Here is a 22,310-nt window from a genome sequence, read left to right as displayed (position 1 = left end):
AACGGTGCGCATTGCGCACCGCTTTTGGTTTCTTGCTGGAAGGGGGTTTCTGGCCGGGAAGGGTTCAGGCCTGAACCGAACTCTCTTCCTTGTGGGCGGTGTGCAGCACTTCGATCAGGCAATCTTCCAGTTCGAAGCGTTCACGCAGTTGGCTGCCCAGTTTTTCCAGCGCTTCGGCGAAACGCTCGGTGTCGTTGCAGTCACCCTTGTGACAATGATCATTGAACGACAGCGCCATCTCGGTGCTCACATCGATACGCGGGTTGATCTGCTTCACCAGTTCAAGGCCGCCATCGTCGCCAAAGGCCTTGGCCTCATTGACCAGATGCTCACTCACTTCGAAATGCCAGGCCGAAACGTAATCGACAAGAATCTCGCAAAACCGACCGTTCAAGGACTTGTCGGCGAAAGCCGGTTTGGCATTTCGCAAGTCGTGAAACGCCTTTACCAACTCTTCACGCTCTTGTAGCCAGCGGTCAATGAGCTTATGAACCCCACCCCAGCGTTCCTGAGCATTCTGACAACTATCTAACATGGCGATCTCTCTTCCCTAATGGGTCATGCCGTTCTACACCTGCCGCACGATTCGGCGGTCTTGGCCAGGCAGATCAGCAACGAGCAACATAAATCCAATGACACGTGCGGGCCAGATTATGCCCGCGCGCCCATGGCTTCAAGGTACGCAGGAGATAAAGTTCATACAAGTGTTTAATCGCCCGCCAGCACCCGGTGCGACGACTCGCCGCTGAGCGGTCGCTGACACGCGACCCAGACAAGGCGCAACAACTGATGCCCACCCAGGATCATCATCGCCACGAAGAACAGCAGGCTCCACTCCGGGATGCTCAGGTCGAACAACGTCCACGAAATTTCCGCGCAGTCCGCGGTTCCCTTGAACATTCGCTGCACGACACACATCCATGGCGTACTGGCGAACAGATCGGCCAGATTGGGCGAGCACGCCGATAGCTGATGCACCGAATCACTCTGCAACACAACCTGTCGCCACGCCGTGGCGGTACCCGCCAGACTGCAGAGCAGACCCAGCAGCCAATACAGGAACGATCCGAAGCGACCAGGCCCCTGCACTGAAGCCGTCAGACAGATACCCGCAAGCAGCGCCAGGCAAACCCGCTGCAACAGGCACAACCCGCAAGGCTTGAGGCCGACCGCATATTCCAGGTAATAGGAAACGCCCAAGGCCAGGGCACCTGCAATGAAAACCATGAAAAACAAGGAGCGTGAGCAGGCCAAAGACATGGCTTTTCCGTAACTGTAGAGACAAGCGGTTACGGTAGAGGAAAGCGCAGCAGCCTTTCAAGGCGGGCGAGCACGGACACTTCACCAGAAGTGTAGGGAATTCCCGACAGGGTCGAGAGGACTTGATGTAGTCTGCTGTAGGACGTTGCGCACGAAGGACTACAACGCAAAAACAGTGGCGGATTTGGAACGACTGCGCTCTTTTAACAAGATCAAAAGATCGCAGCCTTCGGTGGCTCCTACAGGTGACCTCAAGCGTGAGCCGACACCGGCAGCGGCGCCGCCAGCAAACGCTCATCCAGCAGGCCCAACCCCTCCTGGAACAGTTGATTACTGCGCTCGGTATCACCCAGTTGCGCCAACAACCGTGCCAGTTCGGCGCAGGCTTCAGGATTGCGCTGCACACGCAGACTGCTTTCCAGATAGTCCCGGGCCTTGCCCCACAGACTGCTTTGCAGACACAAACGGCCCAACGTCAGCAACAGGCTCGGGTCGGCCGGATGATCCTTGAGCCAACCCTCGGCAGTGTGCAGTTGCCTGGCCGGATCGCTGCCGCGAACCAGTCCGTACAGACGTGCCAAATGACTGTCGTACTTGCGCTTGAGGGCCCCACGCAAGAGTTCTTCAGCCTCGACCTGCGCCCCCAGTTGCCGTAATTGCTCTGCATAGGCCAGCACCAGTGGTGGCTCCTGGCGCTGGGCAGCGGTGAGTTGCTGCCAGGCACGATTGAGCGATTGCAAGCCGACCGTCCCGTCCTCTTCCCGGTGCGCCGCCAACGACAGATTCTCACCCCAGGCCCGGCGCTCCAGTTCAGCCAACTCGGCTGGTGGCAGCACCTTGTCCTTGCGTAACTCGGGCAACAAGCGAATCACTGCCGACCAGTCGCCCCGCTGCTGATGCAGGCGTTGCAACTGGCGCAGGGTCTGGACGTTATGAGGATGACGTTCGTGCATGGCTTGCAGGGTGACCAGCGCGCCGTCAGTGTCGCCGCGGTCGGTCTGCAATTGGGCATGGCTCAAGGCAATCGCCAGCTCGGCCTGGGGCTGACGCTCCAGGGCGCGTTCCAGCAAGTTGTCGCTTTCCTCGTAGCGACCTTGTTCGTTCGCGGCGCGGGCAGCACCCAGGTAGTAGAGCAGCGGCTGACGCTCGGCCTCCGCTGCGCGATGCAGATGACGCTGCGCACTGGCCCAGCGGCCTTCGGCCAGATCCAGCTGGCCGTGTTCGATCGCCACTTGCACCCGTCGACTGCGATTGCGCCGCGACCATGGATTGACCACTCCACCGGAAGTCGTCACCAGTTCGATCAATGCCTTGACGCCCCAGAACACCAGCCACAGCACCGCCACCAGGGCCAGGGTCGCCCACAGGCTCGATTCATAACGAAAGGTCTTGTAGGCGATCAGCACGTAGCCGGAATGCTCCGCAATCGCCAGCCCCAGCGCGGCGGCAGCGGCGATGACCACGAACACGATCACATAAAGGCGCTTCATGGCGTGGTCTCCTGCGCAGAGCTCGCGGCAGGTTTGGCCAGAGGTTTCACCGAGTCCTCGGCGTTGACGTTGCGCCGCTCAAGGTAAGCCTGAACGGCGCTCAACGTGCCCGTCAGATCCGGCGTGACCACCGTGACCGGCTGCTTGCTCAACTCGGACACCTGCTCCAGCATGATCTTGCTCTGAGGGTTGTCCGGGTTGAAATTACCCTTGAGCACATCCCGCGCCTCGGCCAGCGCCTGGGTGTAAACCGCGGCTTGGCCATTGAGCGCAGCCCACTGCGCCTGCTCCAGCGCCAGGCTCAAGGCCAGACGCACCTGGCTCAGGCTCTGCCCTGCCAGCAATGGACGGACATTCTTGTCGGCGTTGAAATCGATGCGGATGTAACGCGAGATCTCATCCCACCATTGCGCCCAGCGACTGGCACCGTCGCCATCGGCCGTCAGACCCAGCAGGGACTCACCGCGATCCTTGTACTCGGGCGCCAGCTCGGTGAGGTTGATCACCTGATCGCGCAACGCCCCCAAGCGCAAGAACAACCCGGTGCGATCCGGCTGCTCGGTACTGCGCAGCGCCACCAGGGTTTTGGCCACTTGCTCGCGAGCGGCAAATGCCCCCGGGTCGTTCTGTTCACGGAGAATTTCATCGGCGCCCTGCACCAGGGCCTGGGCGCTGCTGACGTCCTGCAAGGCCGACAGACGCAGGCTGGCCAGACGCAGCAAATGCTCGGCCTCGGCCAAACGCCAATCCTTGCGGCTGGCACCGAGGACGGTTTCCAGGCGTTGATTCAAGCGTTGCTGATCGCCCTGAAGTTGAATGACCAAACGACTGCGCGCATCGAGTTCCTCGGCGGCAGGCATTTGTTCGAGACGAGCCGTCAGGCGTTGCTCATTGAGCTTCAGGCTCTGTGCCTGATCGTTCAACGCCTGTACCTGACTCAACTGTTGTTGGTGAGTGGCTTGCAGGTGGCGCACCTGCCAGACTCCCCAACCGCCCACCGCAACACCGGCAGCGCCCAACAGCAGCGCGGCGATTGCCAGCCCATTGCCTCGGCGCTGCCCGGCAGCAGGTGACCCGGTTTCAACCGATGCTTCAACCGGCGCATCAAGCACGGGCTGGACGTTATCTTTAGGCAAGGCTGTTTCGCTCACGTATCCATCCTTTGCATTAGAAAACGGGCACGGGGTGCTCCCGTAACGCCGTCAGCAAGGCCGCGGCACTGGCGCCACGACAATCCACAACTGTTTGGGCCCCGGCGGCGCGTGCCAGCTCGGCGACCCTGGGGCTTGGAACAAACAACGGCAGCCGCGCCATGACCGGCCAGGCATCGCCGGCCAATCGGTGCAGGTGCTCGAAACCCTGTCCACTGCTGACCACCAGCCCGTTCAAGTGTTCCGCTTCGATCCGCTCAGGCAGCGTCGCTGGCGGGTACTGTGGCAGGCCGCGCCGGTACAACTCCAGATACTCGACACTAGCACCAAGCTCGCGCAAACGCTCAGCCAGCAACTCGCGCCCACCCTCCCCGCGCATGATCAGCACCTGTGGGTCGGGCCCGGCGATAGCCTCGCGCAACCGTGGAAGCTCAAGCAAGGCTTCGCTGTCATCGCCGTCGACCGGAAAGCTCACCTCCAGCCCGTTAGCCTCGAGGATCTGCGCCGTCGCCGCGCCCACGCTGAACCATCTCGGAACCGGTGGTTGCGACCAGAACTGTTTAATCAAATCGACAGCGATTCTGGCGGCCGGCTTGCTGACCACAATCACCGCGCAGTAGCGGTCCAGGCTGCAAATCACTTCGCGTATTGTGGCAGAGACAGCAATGGGCTCGATGTCCAAAAGCGGCAAGCTGCTACTGAAAACCCGCGCTTCGGCCAGCACCCGGGCAAGCGCTGCCGACTCGTCTGCCGGACGCGTCAGCAGCAGACGCCAACCAGTCACTCGTGCCCTGCCTCGCCATAGACTGCTTTGAGAATGGCGTCGGCGCCCTGGCTCAGCAGGTCTTCAGCCACCTGCACCCCCAAAGCCTCGGCCTTGCTGCGTGGCGCTCGGGCCTCGGCGCTGAGCAGCAGGCCGCCGTTCGGATCGCCCACCAGACCGCGCAACCAGATCTGCTCGCCTTCAAGCACGGCGTAGCAAGCGATCGGCACCTGGCAGCCGCCATTCAAATGTTTGTTCAAGGCACGTTCAGCAGTGACACGAATGGCCGTGTCCTGGTGATGCAGCGGCGCCAGCAGCGCATGAATTTCAGTGTCGGCGCTGCGGCACTCGATACCGACCGCGCCCTGGCCACCGGCCGGCAGGCTGTCATCGACACTGATGGCCGAGGTGATGCGGGCTTCGAAGCCCAGGCGAATCAAACCCGCCGCGGCGAGGATGATGGCGTCGTATTCGCCGGCATCGAGCTTGGCCAGACGGGTGTTGACGTTGCCACGCAGGAAGCGGATTTCCAGGTCCGGGCGGCGGGTCAGCAACTGAGCCTGGCGACGCAGGCTGGAAGTGCCGACGATGCTGCCCGGCGGCAACTCATCCAGGCTGGCGTAGGTATTGGAGACAAATGCATCGCGCGGGTCTTCGCGCTCGCAGATGCAGAACAGACCGAGGCCTTCGGGGAAGTCCATCGGCACGTCTTTCATCGAATGCACGGCGATGTCGGCTTCGTTTTCCAGCAGCGCGGTTTCCAGTTCCTTGACGAACAGGCCCTTGCCGCCGATTTTCGACAGGGGCGAATCGAGCAGCTTGTCGCCGCGACTGACCATGGGCACCAAGGTCACGAGCAGGCCCGGATGGGCCTGCTCCAGACGAGCCTTGACGTATTCGGCCTGCCACAGGGCAAGAGCACTTTTGCGGGTGGCGATGCGGATTTCGCGAGAGGACATGGATCAATCAATCCGTACTGAATAGATACGGCGGATAATAACAGCTCAGCCAAATCCGCTTTGACTTGTATCAGAAACTGCATGGCCTCCCTGGCATTCAATGTCCGGAAACAGGGTAGAAATTCGCCCTTTAAAGCTGTTGCATCATTTTGCGCACACCGGCCACATGGCGTCGGCTGACGATCAGGGCGTCACCGTTCAGGCCTTTGAGGAACAGCTGAAAATGCCCCAGAGGCGTGCGTTGCAGCCGTTCGATGCGTTCGCGGGCCACCAGTGCGTTGCGGTGGATCCGCACGAAACGGTCGCCGAACTCATCTTCGAGCGCCTTGAGCGGCTCATCCAGCAACACTTCGCCGCCTTCATGGCGCAAGGTCACGTACTTGTGGTCGGCAATAAAGTAGACCACCTGACCCAACGGGATCAGTTCAATACCTTTACGGGTACGGGCGCTGATATGGCTGCGGGGGCCGCTGCCCGTTTCGGCGGCGGGACGAGTCAGCGCCGCAAGCTGTACGCGATTGGGGCGTTCGGCTTTCTTCAATGCTTCGTGTAACTGTTCTGTGCGCACTGGCTTCACCAGATAGCCCACGGCGCTGGCCTGTAGGGCTTCCACGGCAAATTCATCGGGCCCTGTGCAAAAAACCACGGCGGGCGGGGTTTCGCGTTCGCACAATCGTGCCGCCACTTGCAGGCCATCGAGGCCCGGCATGCCAATATCGAGCAGTACGATATCCGGCTTGTGGCTGTCGATCAGTGCCAACGCCTCTTCGCCATTCGTGGCGCTTGGCTCCAGGACGTTGTATCCCTCGAGTTCGCCGACCATTCGGCTCAGGCGCTCGCGGGCCAGGGGTTCGTCATCAACGATCAGGACATTCATATTGCGCTGGATTCCTGCGTGAGTCTCGCACAAAGATAGCGTAGACAGGTGAAGTGACGTCCGTCACCGCGATCCACGCTAAGACTAGCGCGAGGGCCAAAAAGTGCCGCGAGACCGGCGGCTAAATTTTCATCTGCCGGGTAACTGACGGCCCAGGCCCGCGTTGGCGAGACATCGCCATAGGGTTTGGTGATACACAATATGAACACCCCTCTTCTCTCTATAGTCAGCTGCAGCATCGAGAAGTGCGCTGATCCTAATGTCCAACTGTAGACGGTTGCCGGGACGATATTGCTCAATTGATAAATATCGTTGCGCAATTTCCACACTGCTTGCTCCGAGCAGGGGGCGCGCCATGGGAAAAAAACCTGTCGACCAGTGTCAGCGACAGGATTGGCAACCCTGTTATTATCCGCGACAGCGTTCCACACCATCTTTCTTCAAGCCGATACGAGCGAATTCATGAGCACTGACAAGACCAATCAGTCCTGGGGCGGCCGCTTCAGTGAACCCGTCGACGCCTTCGTCGCCCGCTTCACCGCCTCCGTCACCTTCGACCAGCGCCTGTATCGCCACGACATCATGGGCTCGATCGCCCACGCCACCATGCTGGCCAAGGTCGGCGTGCTGACCGATGCCGAGCGCGACAGCATCATCGATGGCCTGAAGACCATCCAGGGTGAAATCGAGGCCGGCCAGTTCGACTGGCGCATCGACCTCGAAGACGTGCACATGAACATCGAGGCGCGTCTGACCGACCGCATCGGCGTGACCGGTAAAAAGCTGCACACCGGCCGCAGCCGTAACGACCAGGTCGCTACCGACATCCGTCTGTGGCTGCGTGACGAGATCGACCTGATCCTGGGCGAAATCACCCGCCTGCAACAAGGTTTGCTGGAGCAGGCCGAGCGCGAAGCCGGCAGCATCATGCCGGGCTTCACTCACCTGCAAACCGCGCAACCGGTAACCTTCGGGCACCACATGCTGGCCTGGTTCGAAATGCTCAGCCGCGACTATGAGCGCCTGGTGGACTGCCGCAAGCGCACCAACCGCATGCCGCTGGGCAGCGCCGCGCTGGCCGGCACCACCTACCCGATCGATCGTGAGTACACCGCGCAGCTGCTGGGCTTCGACGCTGTCGGCGGCAACTCTTTGGACAACGTGTCCGATCGCGACTTCGCCATCGAGTTCTGCTCGGCCGCGAGCATCGCGATGATGCACTTGTCGCGTTTCTCCGAAGAGTTGGTGTTGTGGACCAGCGCGCAGTTCCAGTTCATCGATCTGCCGGACCGTTTCTGCACCGGCAGCTCAATCATGCCGCAAAAGAAAAACCCGGACGTGCCGGAGCTGGTTCGCGGCAAGACTGGCCGTGTATTCGGCGCACTGATGGGTCTGCTGACCCTGATGAAAGGTCAGCCCCTGGCCTACAACAAGGACAACCAGGAAGACAAGGAACCGCTGTTCGACGCCGCCGACACCCTGCGCGACTCGCTGCGGGCCTTTGCCGATATGATCCCGGCGATCAAACCCAAGCACGCCATGATGCGCGAAGCGGCCCTGCGCGGTTTCTCCACGGCCACCGACCTGGCCGACTACCTGGTGCGCCGTGGCCTGCCGTTCCGTGATTGCCACGAGATCGTTGGCCATGCGGTGAAATATGGCGTGGACAGCGGCAAGGACCTGGCGGAAATGAGCCTGGAAGAACTGCGCAAGTTCAGCGACCAGATCGAGCAGGACGTGTTTGCCGTGCTGACCCTGGAAGGTTCGGTAAATGCCCGTGACCACATCGGCGGGACCGCGCCAGCGCAGGTCAAGGCTGCCGTGGCTCGCGGTCAGGCGTTGCTGGCCAGCCGCTAAAAGCTTCGCGGGCAAGCCTCGCTCCAGGTTCTGTGTTGTTCGCACCGTTGCGGCACGACGTATACCCCTGCAGGAGCGAGGCTTGCCCGCGAAGGCATCCTCAAGATCGTTACACAATCTATTTCCTGGACGCGATCATCGCCAGAAACGCGGGCATTGCTGCGTCCTTGTCTGCCGCAATTCGCTGCACGTTCGGACTCTGCCCCAGACGCTCCAGCAGCGCCCTGGCCGCCGGCATCTCAGCCAACAGATCGATATCGAACAACTTCTGTGCCACGGCACAGGCCATCGGCACGCTGTACAGGAAATACAAATCCGCAATGCTGAGACTGTCGCCCGCGACGTAAGGGGCGAACTTGCCGTGCCTGCCCAGTGAGGCGAACCCCAGCAGCAGTTCGGTCTTGGTCTTGTCCTTGATCGCCTCCGGCACTGACATGCCGAAAAATGCTTCGGGGTAGCAGGCGCGCGCCGGCAGTTCGATGTACAGCTCGATTTCCTTGGCCAAAGCCAGGGTCTGCGCTCGCTCGAAGGGCTCACTCGGCAGCAGTGGCGTGCCTTTCTGGCTCTGCTCGAGGTACTCGAGAATCACGCTGGTTTCGTTGACGAAACCCTGTTCGACGCCCAGTACAGGAACCTTGCCGCGCGGGCTGATGGCCAGCGACTCGGGGCTGGTGCCTGGGTAAAACGGCACTTCTTCAAACGACAGTCCCTTCTCCAGCAACGCCAGCTTGACCATGTTGTAGTAGTTGCTGACGCAAAATCCATAAAGCTTGAGCATTACATAGCCTCCAGGCCGTGCAGGGGGTTGGCAGCCCAGAGTTATAGAACGTCCGGGCACTTCTTGCCAGCAGCATCACAGCGCTGAATGCAGGTAAACTGGCCGCCTTTCCTTGAGGAGCCTGCCATGAGCGAGCCAAACGATATCGACAACGACGAAGAAGAGTTCGCCGAAACGACATTGATCGAAGCGATCGAGAACCAGATCGAGAGCGATAACCCGCCAGCGGCCAAGGCGACCTTCAACAAGCTGACCCTGGTCGGTTACGAGCGCGACGACATCCTTAATCTGATGGCTCATGTACTGGCTTACGAGATCGACGCCATGCTCGATGAAGACCGTGCGTTCGACACCCAATGGTATGAAGCGGCGCTTCGCGCTTTGCCGGAGTTGCCGGCGGAAAAGCAATAATCTCAACCCCCTGTAGGAGCGAGGCTTGCCCGCGAAGAACGATGATGCGGTTTTTCAGGAAGACCGCAGCGGGGCCTTCGCGGGCAAGCCTCGCTCCTACAGAAATCACCCCGCTGCCCGCACCACCCGCCGGGTAAGCGAAAAAACCCTGTTGCGAGCACTGGACATGCCTCACCGACGGGTTCACCTTAGGGGCGCTGTCGTCTAATTCCTAGAAAGTCTGGAGTCCTTATGTCGCTTACCCCTGAGCTGGTTGCCGAACTGGAAATCCTCGCACTCTTCAACCTGGACAGTTCCCAGGAAGGTTTGAAAATTCATCAGACCGCTGCCCCGAAAGCCATTGCCGCCGCCCAAAGACTGTTCGACAAAGAATTGATCACCCAGCCCGATGGCGGTTACCTGACCAGCCTGGGGCGTGACGCCGCCCAAAATGTACAAACCGTTCTAACCATTCTGTCCGTGCGGGAAACAGCCTGAGCATCACGCATCGCCCACGGAAAGCTCTGTCACGGGATTTCCGCGGGCACACTCCGTTGCCCGCTGTCGCCCGACAATAGAAATCTGACGCCAGAAAAACAAATTCAGCTTAAAAGTCCCGAGGCCGAGGCGCTAAACTGCCCCTCTTCCCGAGCCCTCCCACGTCCGAGCCCCGCGAGCCGGATTGAGCTGACATGACCCGCACCCATGAAATCCGCCCCGATCTGGACGAGGGAATCGACCGCAAGGTTCTCAGCCAGCTGCGCGCCCGTTTTCTGAAGCTCAACGAGGGCCGCATGGCTCGTGCCATGGAAGGGTTGTCGCCCCGCCAGCAAGCGGTGCTGACCCTGTTGCCGCTGTTTTTCCACGTCAATCATCCGCTGTTGCCAGGTTACGTTTCGGGTAGCACCCCGGCCGGACTGTCGAATTACGACCCCGACGCCAACACCCTCGCCGAAGCTCAACGCCTGACCCGTTCGTTTTCCTACAAGCCACGCCACGGCAGCAACCCGCCGAGACCGATTCACGGCCTGTTCCTGATGGGCAGCCTTGGCACCCTGGCCCAGGCCGATCAAAGCGACATGGATGTATGGGTCTGTCATGCCCCGGACTTGAGCGAAAGCGAACTCACTGAGCTGCGCAAAAAATGCCAGCTGCTGGAAGCCTGGGCGGCCAGCCAAGGCGCCGAGGCGCATTTTTTCCTGATCGACCCGGCCCGCTTCGTGCTCGGCGAGCGCGATACGCAGTTGAGTTCGGAGGACTGCGGCACCACCCAGCACTATCTGCTGCTGGACGAGTTCTACCGCACCGCGATCTGGCTGGCCGGGCGCACACCGATCTGGTGGCTGGTACCGGTTTACGAAGAAGCGGCGTACGACCGTTACACCCACACGCTGCTGTCCAAGCGCTTCATCCGTGCCGATGAAACCCTGGACCTGGGGCATCTTTCGTACATCCCGCCCGGGGAATTCATCGGTGCCGGGCTTTGGCAGTTGTTCAAAGGCATCGAGTCACCGTACAAGTCGGTGCTCAAACTGTTGCTGACCGAGGTCTACGCCAGCGAACACCCCAAGGTCCACTGCCTGAGCCTACGTTTCAAGCAAGCGGTGTTTGCCAATCAACTGGACCTCGATGAGCTGGACCCGTACATGGTGGTTTACCGGCGCATCGAGGAATACCTCACGGCACGGGGTGAACCGGAGCGGCTTGAGCTGGTACGTCGCGCGCTGTACCTGAAGGTCAACCGCAAGCTCACTGGCAGCAGCGCCCGCACCCAGAGCTGGCAGCGTTCGTTGCTCGAACGCCTGGCCCGTGAATGGCATTGGGATCAGCGTCAGCTGGCGTTGCTCGACAGCCGCAGCCAATGGAAAGTCCGCCAGGTCAGTGCCGAACGCCGGGCTTTGGTCGGCGAGCTGAATTACAGCTACCGCTTCCTGACGCAGTTTGCCCGCCACGAGCAGACCGTCAACCTGATCAACAAACGTGACCTCAATGTGCTGGGCCGGCGGTTGTACGCGGCCTTCGAACGCAAGGCCGACAAGGTCGAATTCATCAACCCAGGCATCGCCCCCGATCTGGCCGAAGACACCTTGACGCTGGTGCAGGCCCCGAACAAGAGAGAGCCGGGGCAAACCCAATGGGGTTTGTACAATGGCAGCCTGACCGCCCATGAGTGGGAACATTTCGCGCCGATCAAGCGCAGCCGCCAGCTACTCGAACTGCTCACCTGGTGCCACCGCAACGGTGTGATCGACAGCAGCACCCGTCTGGCCCTGCACCCCGGCAGCAGCGACTTGAGTGAATTCGAACTGTTCAACCTGCTCGGCAGCCTGCAACAAAGCATCGCTTTACCCTTGACCACGGTCGCCGAAGAGCCTTTGCTGCGCGCCAGCGTGCCGAGCGAAATACTGATTCTGGTTAACGTCGGCGTCGATCCGCTCAAGCACCATCGCGACCTGAACATCCTGATGACCACCGAGCGCACCGATTCCCTGAGTTACGCCGGCGTGCGGGAAAACCTGGTGCTGACCCTGGATCAGGTCACGCTCAACAGCTGGAACGAGGTGCTGGTCAGCCGCTTTGACGGCCCCCATGCCCTGCTCGACTGCCTGCGCGATTACCTCAACAGCCTGCCGGACGGGCCACAGCAGCCCAAGCTGCGGGTGCGGTGCTTCTGTCACAACCGCGCGCAATTTATCGCCCGGCGGGTCGAAGAAGTTTTCGACACCGCGCAGAACCTGCTGCTGAGCAAGCTCAATCACCGTTACCTGATTCAGGTCCAGCAGCATTACCACGTGCTGGAGCTGGTGCCCGGTGAGGTCAATCACATTGCCCTCGCCACGCTGCCGGCGCTGTTCGACTACCTGGGCGAAGAACTGGCGAGCTACAGCCCGCTGCATCTGGATCCGATGGCGCTGGAAGACCACGATCTGGCGCTGATCCTGCCCATGGGGCAACCCGACTGCGTTCAGGTGTTCTACCGGATCAACGAACACCAGGCTGATCTGTACGTTCTGGATGAATTCAATGCCCTGTGGCAGCAGCGCTTGCCCTGGCACGACGAACAAAGCCTGCTGGTGCCGTTGCAACGTTTCCTGCAATCGATCCAGTACCGGCGCGATGCCTTGCTGCCGATGGACGCCGCTCAGCCGTTGAGCGTGGAGACTTTGTATTACCAGTTGTTGCCTTCAGGTACCACGCGGGCGCGCCGGATCGAACCCCGGCCTGCACCGCAAATCCCGGTCAACAAACCGTTCTATGACGTGCAGGCGATCGTCGGCAAAGCCGCACCGGGGCAGGTGCAGGTCACGTTGTATTGCAATCAGCGGGAGTTTTCAGAGCTGGAACATGGCGACCAACTGTTCAGTGTGGTCGCCCGGGAAATCGTCGAGCAGCGCCGCGAGACCGAGCGCTATCGCTGCTACATCACCGACCTGGACCTGTCGGGCCTGCTCGGTGATGGTCAGGGTTCCAGCAATCTGTATTTGCGCTACAAGGCCGACCTGGAGCGTGCATTGAACGAGGCGCTCGAGCAGGTCTGAGAGGCTTTATTCCGGGAAGTCGCCGCCATTGGCCGGCTGCGATTCGACTGCCAGCAAGGTCAATTTCAGGGTTTTTCCGCCCGGAGCTGGCCAGTCAATGTGCTGACCGACCTTCAGACCCAGCAGTGCGCTGCCGACTGGCGCCAGAATGGAAATCTTGCCTTCGTCGGCGTTGGCATCCTTGGGGTAAACCAACGTCAGGTGATAGTCCTTGCCGCTGCTTTCTTCACGGCAATGCACTTTGGAATTCATGGTCACGACATCGGCTGGCACCTCTTCGTGACCGACCAGGGTATCGGCGCGATCCAGTTCGGTTTGCAGCGCGATAACGCCCGGCAGCGTGTCATCCAGGCTGTCGATCAGGCGCTCCAGACGTTGCACGTCCAGACGGGTAAGGGTGATGGAAGGTGCGGTCATGATCAGGGCAGACTCCTTTCTTCTGCACGAAAAAAGCAAAACCCCGCCAGAAAAAAAGGCGGGGTTTTCACGAGCCTCGATGGGTTGAGGCGTATCTGGACACTATCACAGCTCAATAAATAAACAAGCCGGTGGCGACCACCGTCCAGCGCTGACCTCTGTGGCGAGGGAGCTTGCTCCCACTGGGGCGCGCAGTGGCCCCAAAAAGCCTGCGGCTGCTTCGCAACCGAGCGGGCCTCGCCACAAAAGCCCTTAAGCCAAGACTTTGCGTTGTGCAGCCTGCGCGCAGATGACTCGGCGACGCTCATCATCCGCCGAGCGCCATTCGCGAATATCTTCGACATGTCGAAAACATCCGAGGCAAACCTTCTGCTCATCCAGCCGACACACGCCGCTGCACGGCGAAGGTACTGCCGGGCTGACGTTGCTATAGAGCGGCTTCGGCGGCCGGACCGGTGCGGTTTGAGTCACGGAATCACAGGCCTTCGAAATCGAGTTCGACGTCGGCTTGCTGTTGGACGATGCGCTCGAGCATCTCGCCCAGTTGTTCTTCACTTTTGTCGCACATCCAGCGCTCGCTTTCTTCGTCGTAATCGAAGTGGAAGCCACCCGACACCGCCGCCAGCCACAACTGGCGCAACGGCTCCTGCCGACTGAAGATCAATTGGCTGCCGTTTTCGAACTTGACGGTGAGCACACCGGCCGAGCTCTCCAGGTCGATATCCAGGCCACTCTCGTCGAAAATATCCTCCAGCGCCTGCTGGGTAGCATCGACCAGATCGTGAAAACGGGCTTCGGTCAAACTCATTGCGGGAACCTCAAAAAGTGTCTACTCACGCTCAAGCGCCGCAAGATACGGGCGAGCCCCGATGATTGCAAAGAATAACCACCACGGTAAGAAATATCCCTGCACGATGCAGGACAAGTTACGACACCGCAGCCAAAGGCCCGCCGGACGGGAGCCGCGTCGCATAGGCAAGCTGCCGGGTGGCCGGTATACTCCGGCGCAATTAACGCATTTTCAAGGATTTCGCCATGAAGCGCCTGATCTCTTCCCTTGCTGCGCTCGTCGCGGTTGCCTGCCTGGTGTCGGCCTGTGGTCAAAAAGGCCCGCTGTACCTGCCCGATGAAAATCAGGATCCTGCAGAGCAAGCCAAGTCGTCGCAACAGTCTCCGTCGAAAGCCCACAAGCACGACGTCTACCAATAAGGGAACGCCATGGACGCTTTTAACTACCGTGACGGTGAGCTGTTCGCGGAAGGGGTTGCCCTGTCCGCCATCGCCGAACGCTTTGGTACGCCGACCTACATCTACTCCCGTGCCCACATCGAAGCCCAGTACCTGGCTTACGCCGATGCGCTGGCCGGCACGCCTCACCTGGTCTGCTTTGCGGTGAAGGCCAACTCCAACCTGGGTGTACTGAATGTCCTGGCCCGCCTGGGCGCCGGTTTCGACATCGTTTCCCGTGGCGAACTGGAGCGTGTACTGGCCGCTGGCGGCAGCGCCGACAAGATCGTGTTCTCCGGTGTCGGCAAGACCCGTGACGACATGCGTCGTGCCCTGGAAGTCGGCGTGCACTGCTTCAACGTCGAGTCCACCGATGAGCTGGAGCGCCTGCAAGTAGTGGCCGCCGAGCTGGGCGTTCGCGCGCCGATCTCGTTGCGCGTCAACCCGGACGTCGATGCCGGCACTCACCCGTACATCTCCACCGGTCTCAAAGAGAACAAGTTTGGCATCGCCATTGCCGACGCCGAAGACGTGTACGTGCGCGCCGCGCAACTGCCTAACCTGGAAGTGGTCGGCGTCGATTGCCACATCGGTTCGCAACTGACCACCCTGGCGCCGTTCATCGATGCCCTCGACCGCCTGCTGGGCCTGGTCGACCGCCTCGGCGATTGCGGCATTTACTTGCGCCACATCGATCTCGGTGGCGGTCTGGGCGTGCGTTATCGCGATGAAGAGCCGCCATTGGCTGGCGACTACATCAAAGCCGTGCGCGAACGGCTCGACGGCCGTGATCTGGCGCTGGTGTTCGAGCCGGGCCGCTTCATCGTCGCCAACGCCGGCGTGCTGCTGACCCAGGTCGAGTACCTCAAGCACACCGAACACAAAGACTTCGCCATCGTCGACGCGGCCATGAACGACCTGATCCGCCCGGCGCTGTATCAAGCCTGGATGGACGTCACCGCCGTGCGCCCTCGCGATACCGCGGCGCGTGCCTACGACATCGTCGGCCCGATCTGCGAAACCGGCGACTTCCTGGCCAAGGATCGTCAGCTGGCCCTGGAAGAAGGCGACCTGCTGGCCGTGCATTCGGCCGGTGCCTACGGGTTTGTCATGAGTTCCAACTACAACACCCGCGGCCGCGCCGCTGAAGTGTTGGTGGACGGTGATCAGGCATTTGAAGTGCGTCGCCGCGAGACGGTAGCCGAGTTGTTTGCTGGCGAAAGCCTGCTGCCGGAGTAAAACCATGCTGCTGCGTTTTACCAAGATGCACGGCCTGGGCAATGACTTCATGGTTCTCGACCTGGTCAGCCAGCACGCGCACATCCTGCCCAAGCATGCCAAGCAATGGGGCGATCGGCACACTGGCATCGGCTTCGACCAATTGCTGATCGTCGAGGCGCCCAGCAACCCGGACGTGGATTTCCGTTATCGGATCTTCAACGCCGACGGCTCCGAAGTGGAACAGTGCGGCAACGGTGCGCGCTGCTTCGCCCGCTTTGTGCTCGACAAGCGTCTGACCGCCAAGCGGCAGATTCGCGTCGAGACCAAAAGCGGCATCATTGAACTGGACATCCGCAACGATGGCCAGATCAGCGTCAATATGGGCGCTCCGCGCCTGGTGCCGGCCGAGATTCCGTTCGAAGCCCCGAGCCAGGCCCTGAGCTATCAGGTCGATGTCGATGGCACTCCGGTCGAACTGGCCGCCGTGTCCATGGGCAACCCCCATGCCGTGTTGCGGGTTCGCGACATCAACAATGCACCGGTGCATGAACTGGGACCGAAAATCGAACATCACCCGCGCTTTCCAGCGCGGGTCAATGTCGGTTTTCTCCAGGTCATCGACCGCAACCGCGCGCAGTTGCGCGTCTGGGAACGCGGGGCCGGGGAAACCCAGGCCTGCGGAACCGGCGCCTGTGCTGCCGCAGTGGCCGCGATCAGCCAGGGGTGGATGGATTCGCCACTATTGATCGACCTGCCCGGCGGGCGTTTGTCCATTGAATGGGCAGGCCCTGGCCAACCGGTCATGATGACCGGCCCGGCAGTGCGCGTATACGAAGGACAAGTGCGTCTTTGAGTGAGCGAAATCCATGACCGACAAGCCCCAGGTTCCCGCCCTGCAGCCCGACGAATCCCCTTCCGAAAGCCTTGAGGCGGCGGCAATTGCCGCGTACCTGGAGGCTCATCCGGATTTCTTCATCGAGCACGAAGAACTGCTCCCGGCCCTGCGTATTCCGCACCAGCGCGGCGACACCATTTCGCTGGTCGAACGCCAGATAACGATTCTGCGCGACCGCAACATCGAGTTGCGTCATCGCCTCTCGCATTTGATGGACGTGGCCCGGGACAACGATCGCCTCTTCGACAAGACCCGCCGCCTGATTCTTGCGCTGATGGACGCCACCAGCCTGGAAGACGTGGTGATCAGCGTCGAAGACAGCCTGCGCCAGGACTTCCAGGTACCCTTCGTCAGCCTGATCCTGCTGGGCGACAACCCGATGCCGGTGGGTCGCTGGGTGACGCATGCCGACGCGCAAACGGCCATCGGCGGCTTGCTCTCGGAAGACAAAAGCGTCTGCGGCAGCCTGCGTGAGCATGAACTGGATTTCCTGTTCGGCGAAGAACAGCGCAAGCAGATCGGCTCCACCGCCGTCGTCGCCATCAGCCACCAGGGCATCCACGGCGTCCTGGCCATCGCCAGCCGCGATCCGCAGCACTACAAAAGCTCGGTGGGCACGCTGTTTCTGAGCTACATCGCCGAAGTCATGGGCCGCGTGCTGCCACGGGTCAACAGCTCCCTGCGCTCGGTACGCTGACCATGGAACGGCAACTGGACGCTTACTGCGAACACCTGCGCAGTGAGCGGCAGGTGTCACCGCACACGCTGCTGGCCTACCGCCGCGACCTCGACAAAGTGCTGGGCTGGTGCGTCAAGCACAACATCGATAGCTGGGCCGCGCTGGACATCCAGCGCCTGCGCAGCCTGATCGCTCGCCTGCATGCACAAGGCCAATCGTCCCGCAGCCTGGCGCGGCTGCTCTCGGCAGTGCGCGGGCTCTATCACTATCTGAACCGCGAAGGCCTGTGCGACCACGACCCGGCCAATGGCCTGGCACCGCCCAAGGGCGAACGCCGTCTGCCGAAAACCCTCGACACCGACCGCGCACTGCAATTGCTGGAGGGCGCGGTCGAGGATGATTTTCTGGCCCGTCGGGATCAGGCGATTCTGGAATTGTTCTATTCTTCCGGCCTGCGCCTTTCCGAACTGACCGGGCTTAACCTTGATCAGCTGGATCTGGCTGATGGCATGGTTCAAGTCCTCGGCAAGGGCAGCAAGATGCGACTGCTGCCGGTCGGCAAGCAGGCTCGCGAAGCGCTGGAGCTATGGTTGCCATTGCGGGCCATGAGCAACCCGGCGGACGATGCTGTGTTTGTCAGCCAGCAAGGCCTACGCCTCGGCTCCCGGGCGATTCAGAAGCGGGTCAAAATCGCCGGTGAGCGCGAGCTGGGGCAGAACCTGCATCCGCACATGTTGCGACACTCCTTCGCCAGCCATTTGCTGGAGTCCTCGCAAGACCTGCGCGCCGTGCAAGAGTTGCTCGGCCACTCGGACATCAAGACCACCCAGATCTATACCCACCTGGACTTCCAGCACCTGGCGACGGTCTACGACAGCGCCCATCCACGGGCCAAACGCATTAAAGGCGATGATTCATGACCATCCAACTGATCACCTTCGACCTCGACGACACCCTGTGGGACACCGCCCCGGTGATCGTCAGCGCCGAAGCCGTATTGCGTGAGTGGCTGATCGAGCATGCACCGAACCTGGGCGCGGTGCCGGTGGAGCATTTGTGGTCGATTCGCGAGCGGGTATTGAGCAACGAACCGAGCCTCAAGCACCGCATCAGCGCCCTGCGGCGGCGGGTGTTGTTTCATGCGCTGGAAGAAGCCGGCTACGGACATGCCGAAGCATCCGAGCTGGCCGATCAGAGTTTTGAAGTATTTCTGCACGCGCGGCATCAGCTGGACATCTTCCCCGATGTGCAACCGACCCTGGAAATCCTGGCCAATCACTATGCGCTGGGTGTGGTCACCAACGGCAATGCCGATGTGCGCCGGCTGGGGCTGGCTGATTACTTCAAGTTTGCCCTGTGCGCCGAAGACATCGGCATCGCCAAACCGGATGCGCGACTGTTTCATGAAGCGCTGCAACGTGGCGGCGCGACCGCCGAGATGGCAGTGCATATCGGCGATCATCCCGGCGATGACATTGCCGGGGCTCAACAGGCAGGGTTGCGGGCAATCTGGTTTAACCCGGCGGGTAAAGTGTGGGAAGCCGAGAAGGCGCCGGATGCCGAGATTCGCAGTTTGACCGAGTTGCCGGGGTTGTTGGCGCGCTGGAACTCAGCTTCGTAAGGTCTTCAAGATCGCCTTCGCGGACAAGCCTCGCTCCCACAGGGTTTGTGTCGTTCACTTAATTTGCGTACGACACAAATCCTGTAGGAGCGAGGCTTGCCCGCGAAGCTCTTCGGCTTATCCTCACCCATGAAAAAGCCCGCAGCGACGGCGGGCTTTTTCAGCAAGCAGGAAGCAGGCGCTTAGATAGGCCGGCTGCCGTACTTGTTATCAGGCTTCTTGGGCGGATCGGCGACCACATTGGCCTCCACTTCCTGCACCTTGCCGCCCCGTGCCAGAAACTCTTCCATGGCCTTGGCCAGGGCATCGCGTTCCTTGTTCTTGGCTTCGACGCTTGGCAGCTCATCGACCGATACCGCTGCCTTGGCCTTGCCTTTGGCAGTCGGAACGGGCACATCACCGCCGTCGTCTTCAGCGACATCTTCAGCCGCCGCTTCCAGGCCTTCTTCGGTTTCGTCGTCGTCGCCTACTTCGAGGTCGTCGTTTTCCAGATCATCGTCGCTCATGTTCTACCTCATGACTTGCGAAAAGCAGATTAGTTATAGCCCAGCTTTGCCTTCTGTCGAAGGCTGCCGGAAAAAATCAACCACCGCTGGTGACCAGCGGTTTATGCCCCTTCACCGTGCACGGTGGCGAGGACTTTGCGGGCACCGCCATGATCACGGTGCTCGCCCAGATAAACACCTTGCCAGGTCCCCAACGCCAGTCGGCCTGCCGAGATCGGCAAACTGAGCTGACAGCCAAGCACGCTGGCCTTGAAGTGCGCCGGGAGGTCGTCCTGGCCTTCGTCGTTATGCTCATAGTCGTCCGTTCCTTGTGGGATCAGACGATTGAAAAATCGTTCGAAGTCGCGGCGTACCGCCGGATCGGCGTTCTCGTTGATGGTCAACGACGCCGAGGTATGCTGCAGCCACAAATGCAACAGACCGACCCGACACGCCTTGAGTTCAGGCAAGCCGGCGAGTAACTCGTCCGTTACCAGATGAAAGCCCCGGGGCCGTGCCCGCAGGGTAATCAGAGTCTGTTGCCACATACAGTTCTCCGCACGTTCGGGGCGCATTCTAGCGCGCTCCGGGAAAAAACAAAGGCCCAAATATTCCTTCAATCGTGTAAGCCTTTGGCCGCAGAAAAACACCCGTTGTAAACGCCCCGGCGCGTGTCTGAAAAAACCTTTCAGCCCTCCCCTCACTGACAAATTCCAGACAAAAAAATGCCCGGCAAGCCGGGCATTTTTTTTAGGGCGTGCTTACAAGTTGTAGCCGCGTTCGTTGTGGAGCGCCAGATCGATACCGACCGCTTCTTCTTCCTCGGTGATACGCAGCCCCATGACAGCGTCCAGCACCTTGAGGATGATGAAGGTGACGATCGCGGTGTAGATCACCGTGAAGCCCACACCTTTGCACTGAATCCAGACTTGAGCGGCGATGTCGGTGACAGTGCCGAAACCGCCCAGGGACGGTGCGGCGAACACACCGGTCAGGATCGCGCCGAGGATACCGCCGATACCGTGCACGCCGAAGGCATCCAGGGAATCGTCATAACCGAGTTTGCGTTTCAGGGTGGTGGCGCAGAAGAAGCACACCACGCCCGCCGCCAGACCGATCACCAAAGCGCCCATCGGGCCCACGGTGCCTGCCGCCGGAGTGATAGCAACCAGGCCGGCCACCACACCCGACGCGATACCCAGTGCACTTGGCTTGCCGTGGGTAATCCACTCGGCAAACATCCAGCCCAACGCCGCAGCGGCGGTGGCGATCTGGGTCACCAGCATCGCCATGCCGGCGGTGCCGTTGGCGGCGGCGGCGGAACCGGCGTTGAAACCGAACCAGCCGAACCACAGCATCGCGGCGCCCATCAGGGTGTAACCGAGGTTGTGCGGAGCCATCGGGGTGGTCGGGAAGCCTTTACGCTTGCCCAGTACCAGGCAGGCAATCAGACCGGCCACACCGGCGTTGATGTGCACCACGGTGCCGCCGGCGAAGTCGAGTACGCCCCAGTCCCACATCAGGCCGCCGTTGCCGGACCAGACCATGTGCGCGATCGGCGCATAAACCAGGGTGAACCAGATGCCCATGAAGATCAGCATGGCGGAGAACTTCATCCGCTCGGCGAAGGCACCGACGATCAGCGCCGGGGTGATGATGGCGAAGGTCATCTGGAAGGTGATGAACACCGCTTCAGGGAACAGCGCCGCAGGACTGGTCAGGCTCGCCGGCGTGACACCGGCGAGGAACGCCTTGCCCATGCCGCCGAAGAACGAGTTGAAATTGACGACGCCCTGCTCCATACCGGTGGTGTCGAACGCAATGCTGTAGCCATAAATGACCCACAGAATGCTGATCAGACCGGTAATGGCGAAGCACTGCATCATCACGGAGAGAATGTTTTTGGAGCGAACCATGCCGCCGTAGAACAGCGCGAGGCCGGGAATGGTCATGAACAGCACCAAGGCTGTCGAGGTCATCATCCAGGCGGTGTCGCCGGAATTGAGGACTGGGGCCGCCACTTCGTCTGCCGCCATGGCCAGGCCGGGCATTACGAGGGACAACAGGGCTCCTAGCCCTGCGATTTTACGCAGAGTCATATTGTTTTCTCCTGGGGCGTTGGGTTTGTGGCGGCTTAGATTGCGTCGGTATCGGTTTCGCCGGTACGGATGCGAATCGCCTGTTCCAGATTGACCACGAAAATCTTGCCGTCCCCGATCTTGCCGGTGTTGGCAGCCTTGGTTATCGCCTCGATAACCCGGTCCAGATCCTTGTCGTCAATGGCGACATCGATCTTCACCTTGGGCAGAAAATCGACCACGTACTCCGCGCCGCGATACAGCTCGGTGTGACCCTTCTGCCGCCCGAAGCCTTTGACTTCAGTAACGGTAATGCCCTGCACGCCGATCTCGGACAGCGACTCGCGCACGTCGTCCAGTTTGAACGGCTTGATGATGGCAGTGACTAGCTTCATGAAAACTCTCTCCCGAATTGGTGGACTTGCCCCAGGAAAACAAACCCGACTCAAGTCTAAGCGCAGTGCCTGGCTTTGTAACGCATCGTCGGCCTTACCTGCCCGTCCGACGCCAGCGAACCACTCCGCACGAAACTTCCCCCGTTCCGCTTGGCGCACTGCATTCGTCACAGCGACTGCATCAGTGCATGGGTCACCAGCGACTAAGCAGAAAGCTTGCCATCTATC

Annotated in this window: 25 protein-coding genes; 10 read left to right on the top strand and 15 right to left on the bottom strand. The window is 60.8% G+C overall.

The window, feature by feature from the left end:
• Nucleotides 1-64: 64 nt before the first annotated feature.
• The 7 genes from HCU66_RS14590 to HCU66_RS14560 form a co-directional block, all read right to left on the bottom strand.
• Nucleotides 65-535 (bottom strand): Rsd/AlgQ family anti-sigma factor, encoded by a 471-nt coding sequence (locus HCU66_RS14590; RefSeq protein ID WP_007941595.1) that lies wholly within the window; start codon nucleotides 533-535, stop codon nucleotides 65-67.
• Between the two features lie 173 nt (nucleotides 536-708).
• Entirely contained in the window at nucleotides 709-1,260 is a 552-nt protein-coding gene (locus HCU66_RS14585; protein ID WP_205889141.1) for a disulfide bond formation protein B, read from the bottom strand.
• A 251-nt stretch (nucleotides 1,261-1,511) separates the two neighbouring features.
• Nucleotides 1,512-2,750: a heme biosynthesis protein HemY gene (locus tag HCU66_RS14580; protein WP_205889140.1), complete on the bottom strand. Its 1,239-nt coding sequence runs from the start codon at nucleotides 2,748-2,750 to the stop codon at nucleotides 1,512-1,514.
• The gene (locus HCU66_RS14575; protein ID WP_205889139.1) at nucleotides 2,747-3,901 is read right to left on the bottom strand and encodes a uroporphyrinogen-III C-methyltransferase; all 1,155 of its coding nucleotides are present in this window, start codon (nucleotides 3,899-3,901) and stop codon (nucleotides 2,747-2,749) included. The genes HCU66_RS14580 and HCU66_RS14575 overlap by 4 nt, the downstream gene beginning before the upstream one ends.
• A gap of 16 nt (nucleotides 3,902-3,917) precedes the next feature.
• On the bottom strand, nucleotides 3,918-4,685 hold the full coding sequence (locus tag HCU66_RS14570; protein WP_205889138.1) for a uroporphyrinogen-III synthase: 768 nt from the start codon (nucleotides 4,683-4,685) through the stop codon (nucleotides 3,918-3,920).
• Nucleotides 4,682-5,623 carry a hydroxymethylbilane synthase gene (gene hemC, locus HCU66_RS14565; protein WP_205889137.1) on the bottom strand — a complete coding sequence of 314 codons (942 nt, stop codon included), beginning with the start codon at nucleotides 5,621-5,623 and terminating at the stop codon, nucleotides 4,682-4,684. The genes HCU66_RS14570 and hemC overlap by 4 nt, the downstream gene beginning before the upstream one ends.
• Before the next feature lie 130 nt (nucleotides 5,624-5,753).
• Entirely contained in the window at nucleotides 5,754-6,500 is a 747-nt protein-coding gene (locus tag HCU66_RS14560) for a LytR/AlgR family response regulator transcription factor (RefSeq protein ID WP_205889136.1), read from the bottom strand.
• 462 nt (nucleotides 6,501-6,962) lie between these two features.
• Here HCU66_RS14560 and argH point away from each other — a divergent pair, with 462 nt between their 5' ends.
• Complete coding sequence (gene argH, locus HCU66_RS14555) at nucleotides 6,963-8,357, top strand: argininosuccinate lyase (RefSeq protein WP_205889135.1); 1,395 nt, start codon at nucleotides 6,963-6,965, stop codon at nucleotides 8,355-8,357.
• Between the two features lie 118 nt (nucleotides 8,358-8,475).
• Here argH and HCU66_RS14550 read toward each other — a convergent pair whose 3' ends face one another.
• Entirely contained in the window at nucleotides 8,476-9,135 is a 660-nt protein-coding gene (locus HCU66_RS14550; RefSeq protein WP_205889134.1) for a glutathione S-transferase family protein, read from the bottom strand.
• A 126-nt stretch (nucleotides 9,136-9,261) separates the two neighbouring features.
• On the opposite strand from HCU66_RS14550, the gene HCU66_RS14545 reads away from it, so the two are divergent.
• The 3 genes from HCU66_RS14545 (at nucleotide 9,262) to HCU66_RS14535 (ending at nucleotide 13,064) form a co-directional block, all read left to right on the top strand.
• The gene (locus tag HCU66_RS14545; RefSeq protein WP_205889133.1) at nucleotides 9,262-9,546 is read left to right on the top strand and encodes a hypothetical protein; all 285 of its coding nucleotides are present in this window, start codon (nucleotides 9,262-9,264) and stop codon (nucleotides 9,544-9,546) included.
• A 231-nt stretch (nucleotides 9,547-9,777) separates the two neighbouring features.
• Entirely contained in the window at nucleotides 9,778-10,023 is a 246-nt protein-coding gene (locus tag HCU66_RS14540; protein ID WP_007894898.1) for a TIGR02647 family protein, read from the top strand.
• Nucleotides 10,024-10,217: 194 nt separating this feature from the next.
• Nucleotides 10,218-13,064, top strand: coding sequence for a class I adenylate cyclase (locus tag HCU66_RS14535; RefSeq protein ID WP_205889132.1), 2,847 nt, complete (start codon nucleotides 10,218-10,220; stop codon nucleotides 13,062-13,064).
• Nucleotides 13,065-13,070: 6 nt separating this feature from the next.
• Here HCU66_RS14535 and rnk read toward each other — a convergent pair whose 3' ends face one another.
• From rnk to cyaY, 3 genes are all read right to left on the bottom strand, one after another.
• A complete protein-coding gene (gene rnk / locus HCU66_RS14530) occupies nucleotides 13,071-13,481 on the bottom strand; it encodes a nucleoside diphosphate kinase regulator (RefSeq protein WP_105340669.1) in 411 nt (136 codons plus the stop codon).
• A gap of 252 nt (nucleotides 13,482-13,733) precedes the next feature.
• Nucleotides 13,734-13,952: a DUF1289 domain-containing protein gene (locus HCU66_RS14525; protein WP_205889131.1), complete on the bottom strand. Its 219-nt coding sequence runs from the start codon at nucleotides 13,950-13,952 to the stop codon at nucleotides 13,734-13,736.
• Between the two features lie 4 nt (nucleotides 13,953-13,956).
• A complete protein-coding gene (cyaY, locus tag HCU66_RS14520; protein WP_205889130.1) occupies nucleotides 13,957-14,289 on the bottom strand; it encodes an iron donor protein CyaY in 333 nt (110 codons plus the stop codon).
• A 227-nt stretch (nucleotides 14,290-14,516) separates the two neighbouring features.
• Between cyaY and lptM the strand changes: the two genes are divergently transcribed.
• From lptM to HCU66_RS14490, 6 genes are read left to right on the top strand one after another with little or no spacing between them, the layout of a single operon-like run.
• Nucleotides 14,517-14,690, top strand: coding sequence for an LPS translocon maturation chaperone LptM (lptM, locus tag HCU66_RS14515; protein ID WP_105340665.1), 174 nt, complete (start codon nucleotides 14,517-14,519; stop codon nucleotides 14,688-14,690).
• A 9-nt stretch (nucleotides 14,691-14,699) separates the two neighbouring features.
• Nucleotides 14,700-15,947, top strand: a complete 1,248-nt coding sequence (lysA, locus tag HCU66_RS14510) for a diaminopimelate decarboxylase (protein ID WP_205889129.1) — start codon at nucleotides 14,700-14,702, stop codon at nucleotides 15,945-15,947.
• Between the two features lie 4 nt (nucleotides 15,948-15,951).
• Complete coding sequence (gene dapF / locus HCU66_RS14505; protein WP_205889128.1) at nucleotides 15,952-16,782, top strand: diaminopimelate epimerase; 831 nt, start codon at nucleotides 15,952-15,954, stop codon at nucleotides 16,780-16,782.
• Nucleotides 16,783-16,795: 13 nt separating this feature from the next.
• Complete coding sequence (locus HCU66_RS14500) at nucleotides 16,796-17,521, top strand: DUF484 family protein (protein WP_205889127.1); 726 nt, start codon at nucleotides 16,796-16,798, stop codon at nucleotides 17,519-17,521.
• 2 nt (nucleotides 17,522-17,523) lie between these two features.
• Nucleotides 17,524-18,423, top strand: coding sequence for a tyrosine recombinase XerC (xerC, locus tag HCU66_RS14495; RefSeq protein ID WP_205889126.1), 900 nt, complete (start codon nucleotides 17,524-17,526; stop codon nucleotides 18,421-18,423).
• Nucleotides 18,420-19,124 carry an HAD family hydrolase gene (locus HCU66_RS14490; RefSeq protein ID WP_205889125.1) on the top strand — a complete coding sequence of 235 codons (705 nt, stop codon included), beginning with the start codon at nucleotides 18,420-18,422 and terminating at the stop codon, nucleotides 19,122-19,124. The genes xerC and HCU66_RS14490 overlap by 4 nt, the downstream gene beginning before the upstream one ends.
• 182 nt (nucleotides 19,125-19,306) lie before the next feature.
• On the opposite strand, the gene sutA is transcribed toward HCU66_RS14490, so the two are convergent.
• From sutA to glnK, 4 genes are all read right to left on the bottom strand, one after another.
• Nucleotides 19,307-19,630, bottom strand: a complete 324-nt coding sequence (gene sutA, locus HCU66_RS14485; RefSeq protein ID WP_018927530.1) for a transcriptional regulator SutA — start codon at nucleotides 19,628-19,630, stop codon at nucleotides 19,307-19,309.
• A 101-nt stretch (nucleotides 19,631-19,731) separates the two neighbouring features.
• On the bottom strand, nucleotides 19,732-20,157 hold the full coding sequence (locus HCU66_RS14480; RefSeq protein ID WP_007941276.1) for a secondary thiamine-phosphate synthase enzyme YjbQ: 426 nt from the start codon (nucleotides 20,155-20,157) through the stop codon (nucleotides 19,732-19,734).
• A gap of 213 nt (nucleotides 20,158-20,370) precedes the next feature.
• Nucleotides 20,371-21,708 carry an ammonium transporter gene (locus HCU66_RS14475; RefSeq protein ID WP_205889124.1) on the bottom strand — a complete coding sequence of 446 codons (1,338 nt, stop codon included), beginning with the start codon at nucleotides 21,706-21,708 and terminating at the stop codon, nucleotides 20,371-20,373.
• A 35-nt stretch (nucleotides 21,709-21,743) separates the two neighbouring features.
• Entirely contained in the window at nucleotides 21,744-22,082 is a 339-nt protein-coding gene (gene glnK / locus HCU66_RS14470; protein WP_002555808.1) for a P-II family nitrogen regulator, read from the bottom strand.
• Nucleotides 22,083-22,310: the final 228 nt, after the last annotated feature.

This window comes from Pseudomonas frederiksbergensis (assembly GCF_017114915.1).
GTDB classification, from domain to species: domain Bacteria; phylum Pseudomonadota; class Gammaproteobacteria; order Pseudomonadales; family Pseudomonadaceae; genus Aquipseudomonas; species Aquipseudomonas frederiksbergensis_I.
Note: the sequence above shows the minus strand (reverse complement) of the source record. Positions and strands in the feature narration are given on the sequence as shown.

Excerpts from the sequence above, each read along its gene's own strand:
- HCU66_RS14590 (WP_007941595.1), bottom strand. The coding sequence starts at position 535 with ATGTTAGATAGTTGTCAGAATGCTCAGGAACGCTGGGGTGGGGTTCAT.
- lptM (WP_105340665.1), top strand. The coding sequence starts at position 14,517 with ATGAAGCGCCTGATCTCTTCCCTTGCTGCGCTCGTCGCGGTTGCCTGC.
- cyaY (WP_205889130.1), bottom strand. The coding sequence starts at position 14,289 with ATGAGTTTGACCGAAGCCCGTTTTCACGATCTGGTCGATGCTACCCAG.
- HCU66_RS14550 (WP_205889134.1), bottom strand. The coding sequence starts at position 9,135 with ATGCTCAAGCTTTATGGATTTTGCGTCAGCAACTACTACAACATGGTC.
- HCU66_RS14580 (WP_205889140.1), bottom strand. The coding sequence starts at position 2,750 with ATGAAGCGCCTTTATGTGATCGTGTTCGTGGTCATCGCCGCTGCCGCC.
- HCU66_RS14540 (WP_007894898.1), top strand. The coding sequence starts at position 9,778 with ATGTCGCTTACCCCTGAGCTGGTTGCCGAACTGGAAATCCTCGCACTC.
- argH (WP_205889135.1), top strand. The coding sequence starts at position 6,963 with ATGAGCACTGACAAGACCAATCAGTCCTGGGGCGGCCGCTTCAGTGAA.
- HCU66_RS14545 (WP_205889133.1), top strand. The coding sequence starts at position 9,262 with ATGAGCGAGCCAAACGATATCGACAACGACGAAGAAGAGTTCGCCGAA.
- xerC (WP_205889126.1), top strand. The coding sequence starts at position 17,524 with ATGGAACGGCAACTGGACGCTTACTGCGAACACCTGCGCAGTGAGCGG.
- HCU66_RS14535 (WP_205889132.1), top strand. The coding sequence starts at position 10,218 with ATGACCCGCACCCATGAAATCCGCCCCGATCTGGACGAGGGAATCGAC.
- lysA (WP_205889129.1), top strand. The coding sequence starts at position 14,700 with ATGGACGCTTTTAACTACCGTGACGGTGAGCTGTTCGCGGAAGGGGTT.
- HCU66_RS14475 (WP_205889124.1), bottom strand. The coding sequence starts at position 21,708 with ATGACTCTGCGTAAAATCGCAGGGCTAGGAGCCCTGTTGTCCCTCGTA.
- hemC (WP_205889137.1), bottom strand. The coding sequence starts at position 5,623 with ATGTCCTCTCGCGAAATCCGCATCGCCACCCGCAAAAGTGCTCTTGCC.
- rnk (WP_105340669.1), bottom strand. The coding sequence starts at position 13,481 with ATGACCGCACCTTCCATCACCCTTACCCGTCTGGACGTGCAACGTCTG.
- HCU66_RS14585 (WP_205889141.1), bottom strand. The coding sequence starts at position 1,260 with ATGTCTTTGGCCTGCTCACGCTCCTTGTTTTTCATGGTTTTCATTGCA.
- HCU66_RS14500 (WP_205889127.1), top strand. The coding sequence starts at position 16,796 with ATGACCGACAAGCCCCAGGTTCCCGCCCTGCAGCCCGACGAATCCCCT.
- HCU66_RS14560 (WP_205889136.1), bottom strand. The coding sequence starts at position 6,500 with ATGAATGTCCTGATCGTTGATGACGAACCCCTGGCCCGCGAGCGCCTG.
- sutA (WP_018927530.1), bottom strand. The coding sequence starts at position 19,630 with ATGAGCGACGATGATCTGGAAAACGACGACCTCGAAGTAGGCGACGAC.
- dapF (WP_205889128.1), top strand. The coding sequence starts at position 15,952 with ATGCTGCTGCGTTTTACCAAGATGCACGGCCTGGGCAATGACTTCATG.
- HCU66_RS14480 (WP_007941276.1), bottom strand. The coding sequence starts at position 20,157 with ATGTGGCAACAGACTCTGATTACCCTGCGGGCACGGCCCCGGGGCTTT.
- glnK (WP_002555808.1), bottom strand. The coding sequence starts at position 22,082 with ATGAAGCTAGTCACTGCCATCATCAAGCCGTTCAAACTGGACGACGTG.
- HCU66_RS14490 (WP_205889125.1), top strand. The coding sequence starts at position 18,420 with ATGACCATCCAACTGATCACCTTCGACCTCGACGACACCCTGTGGGAC.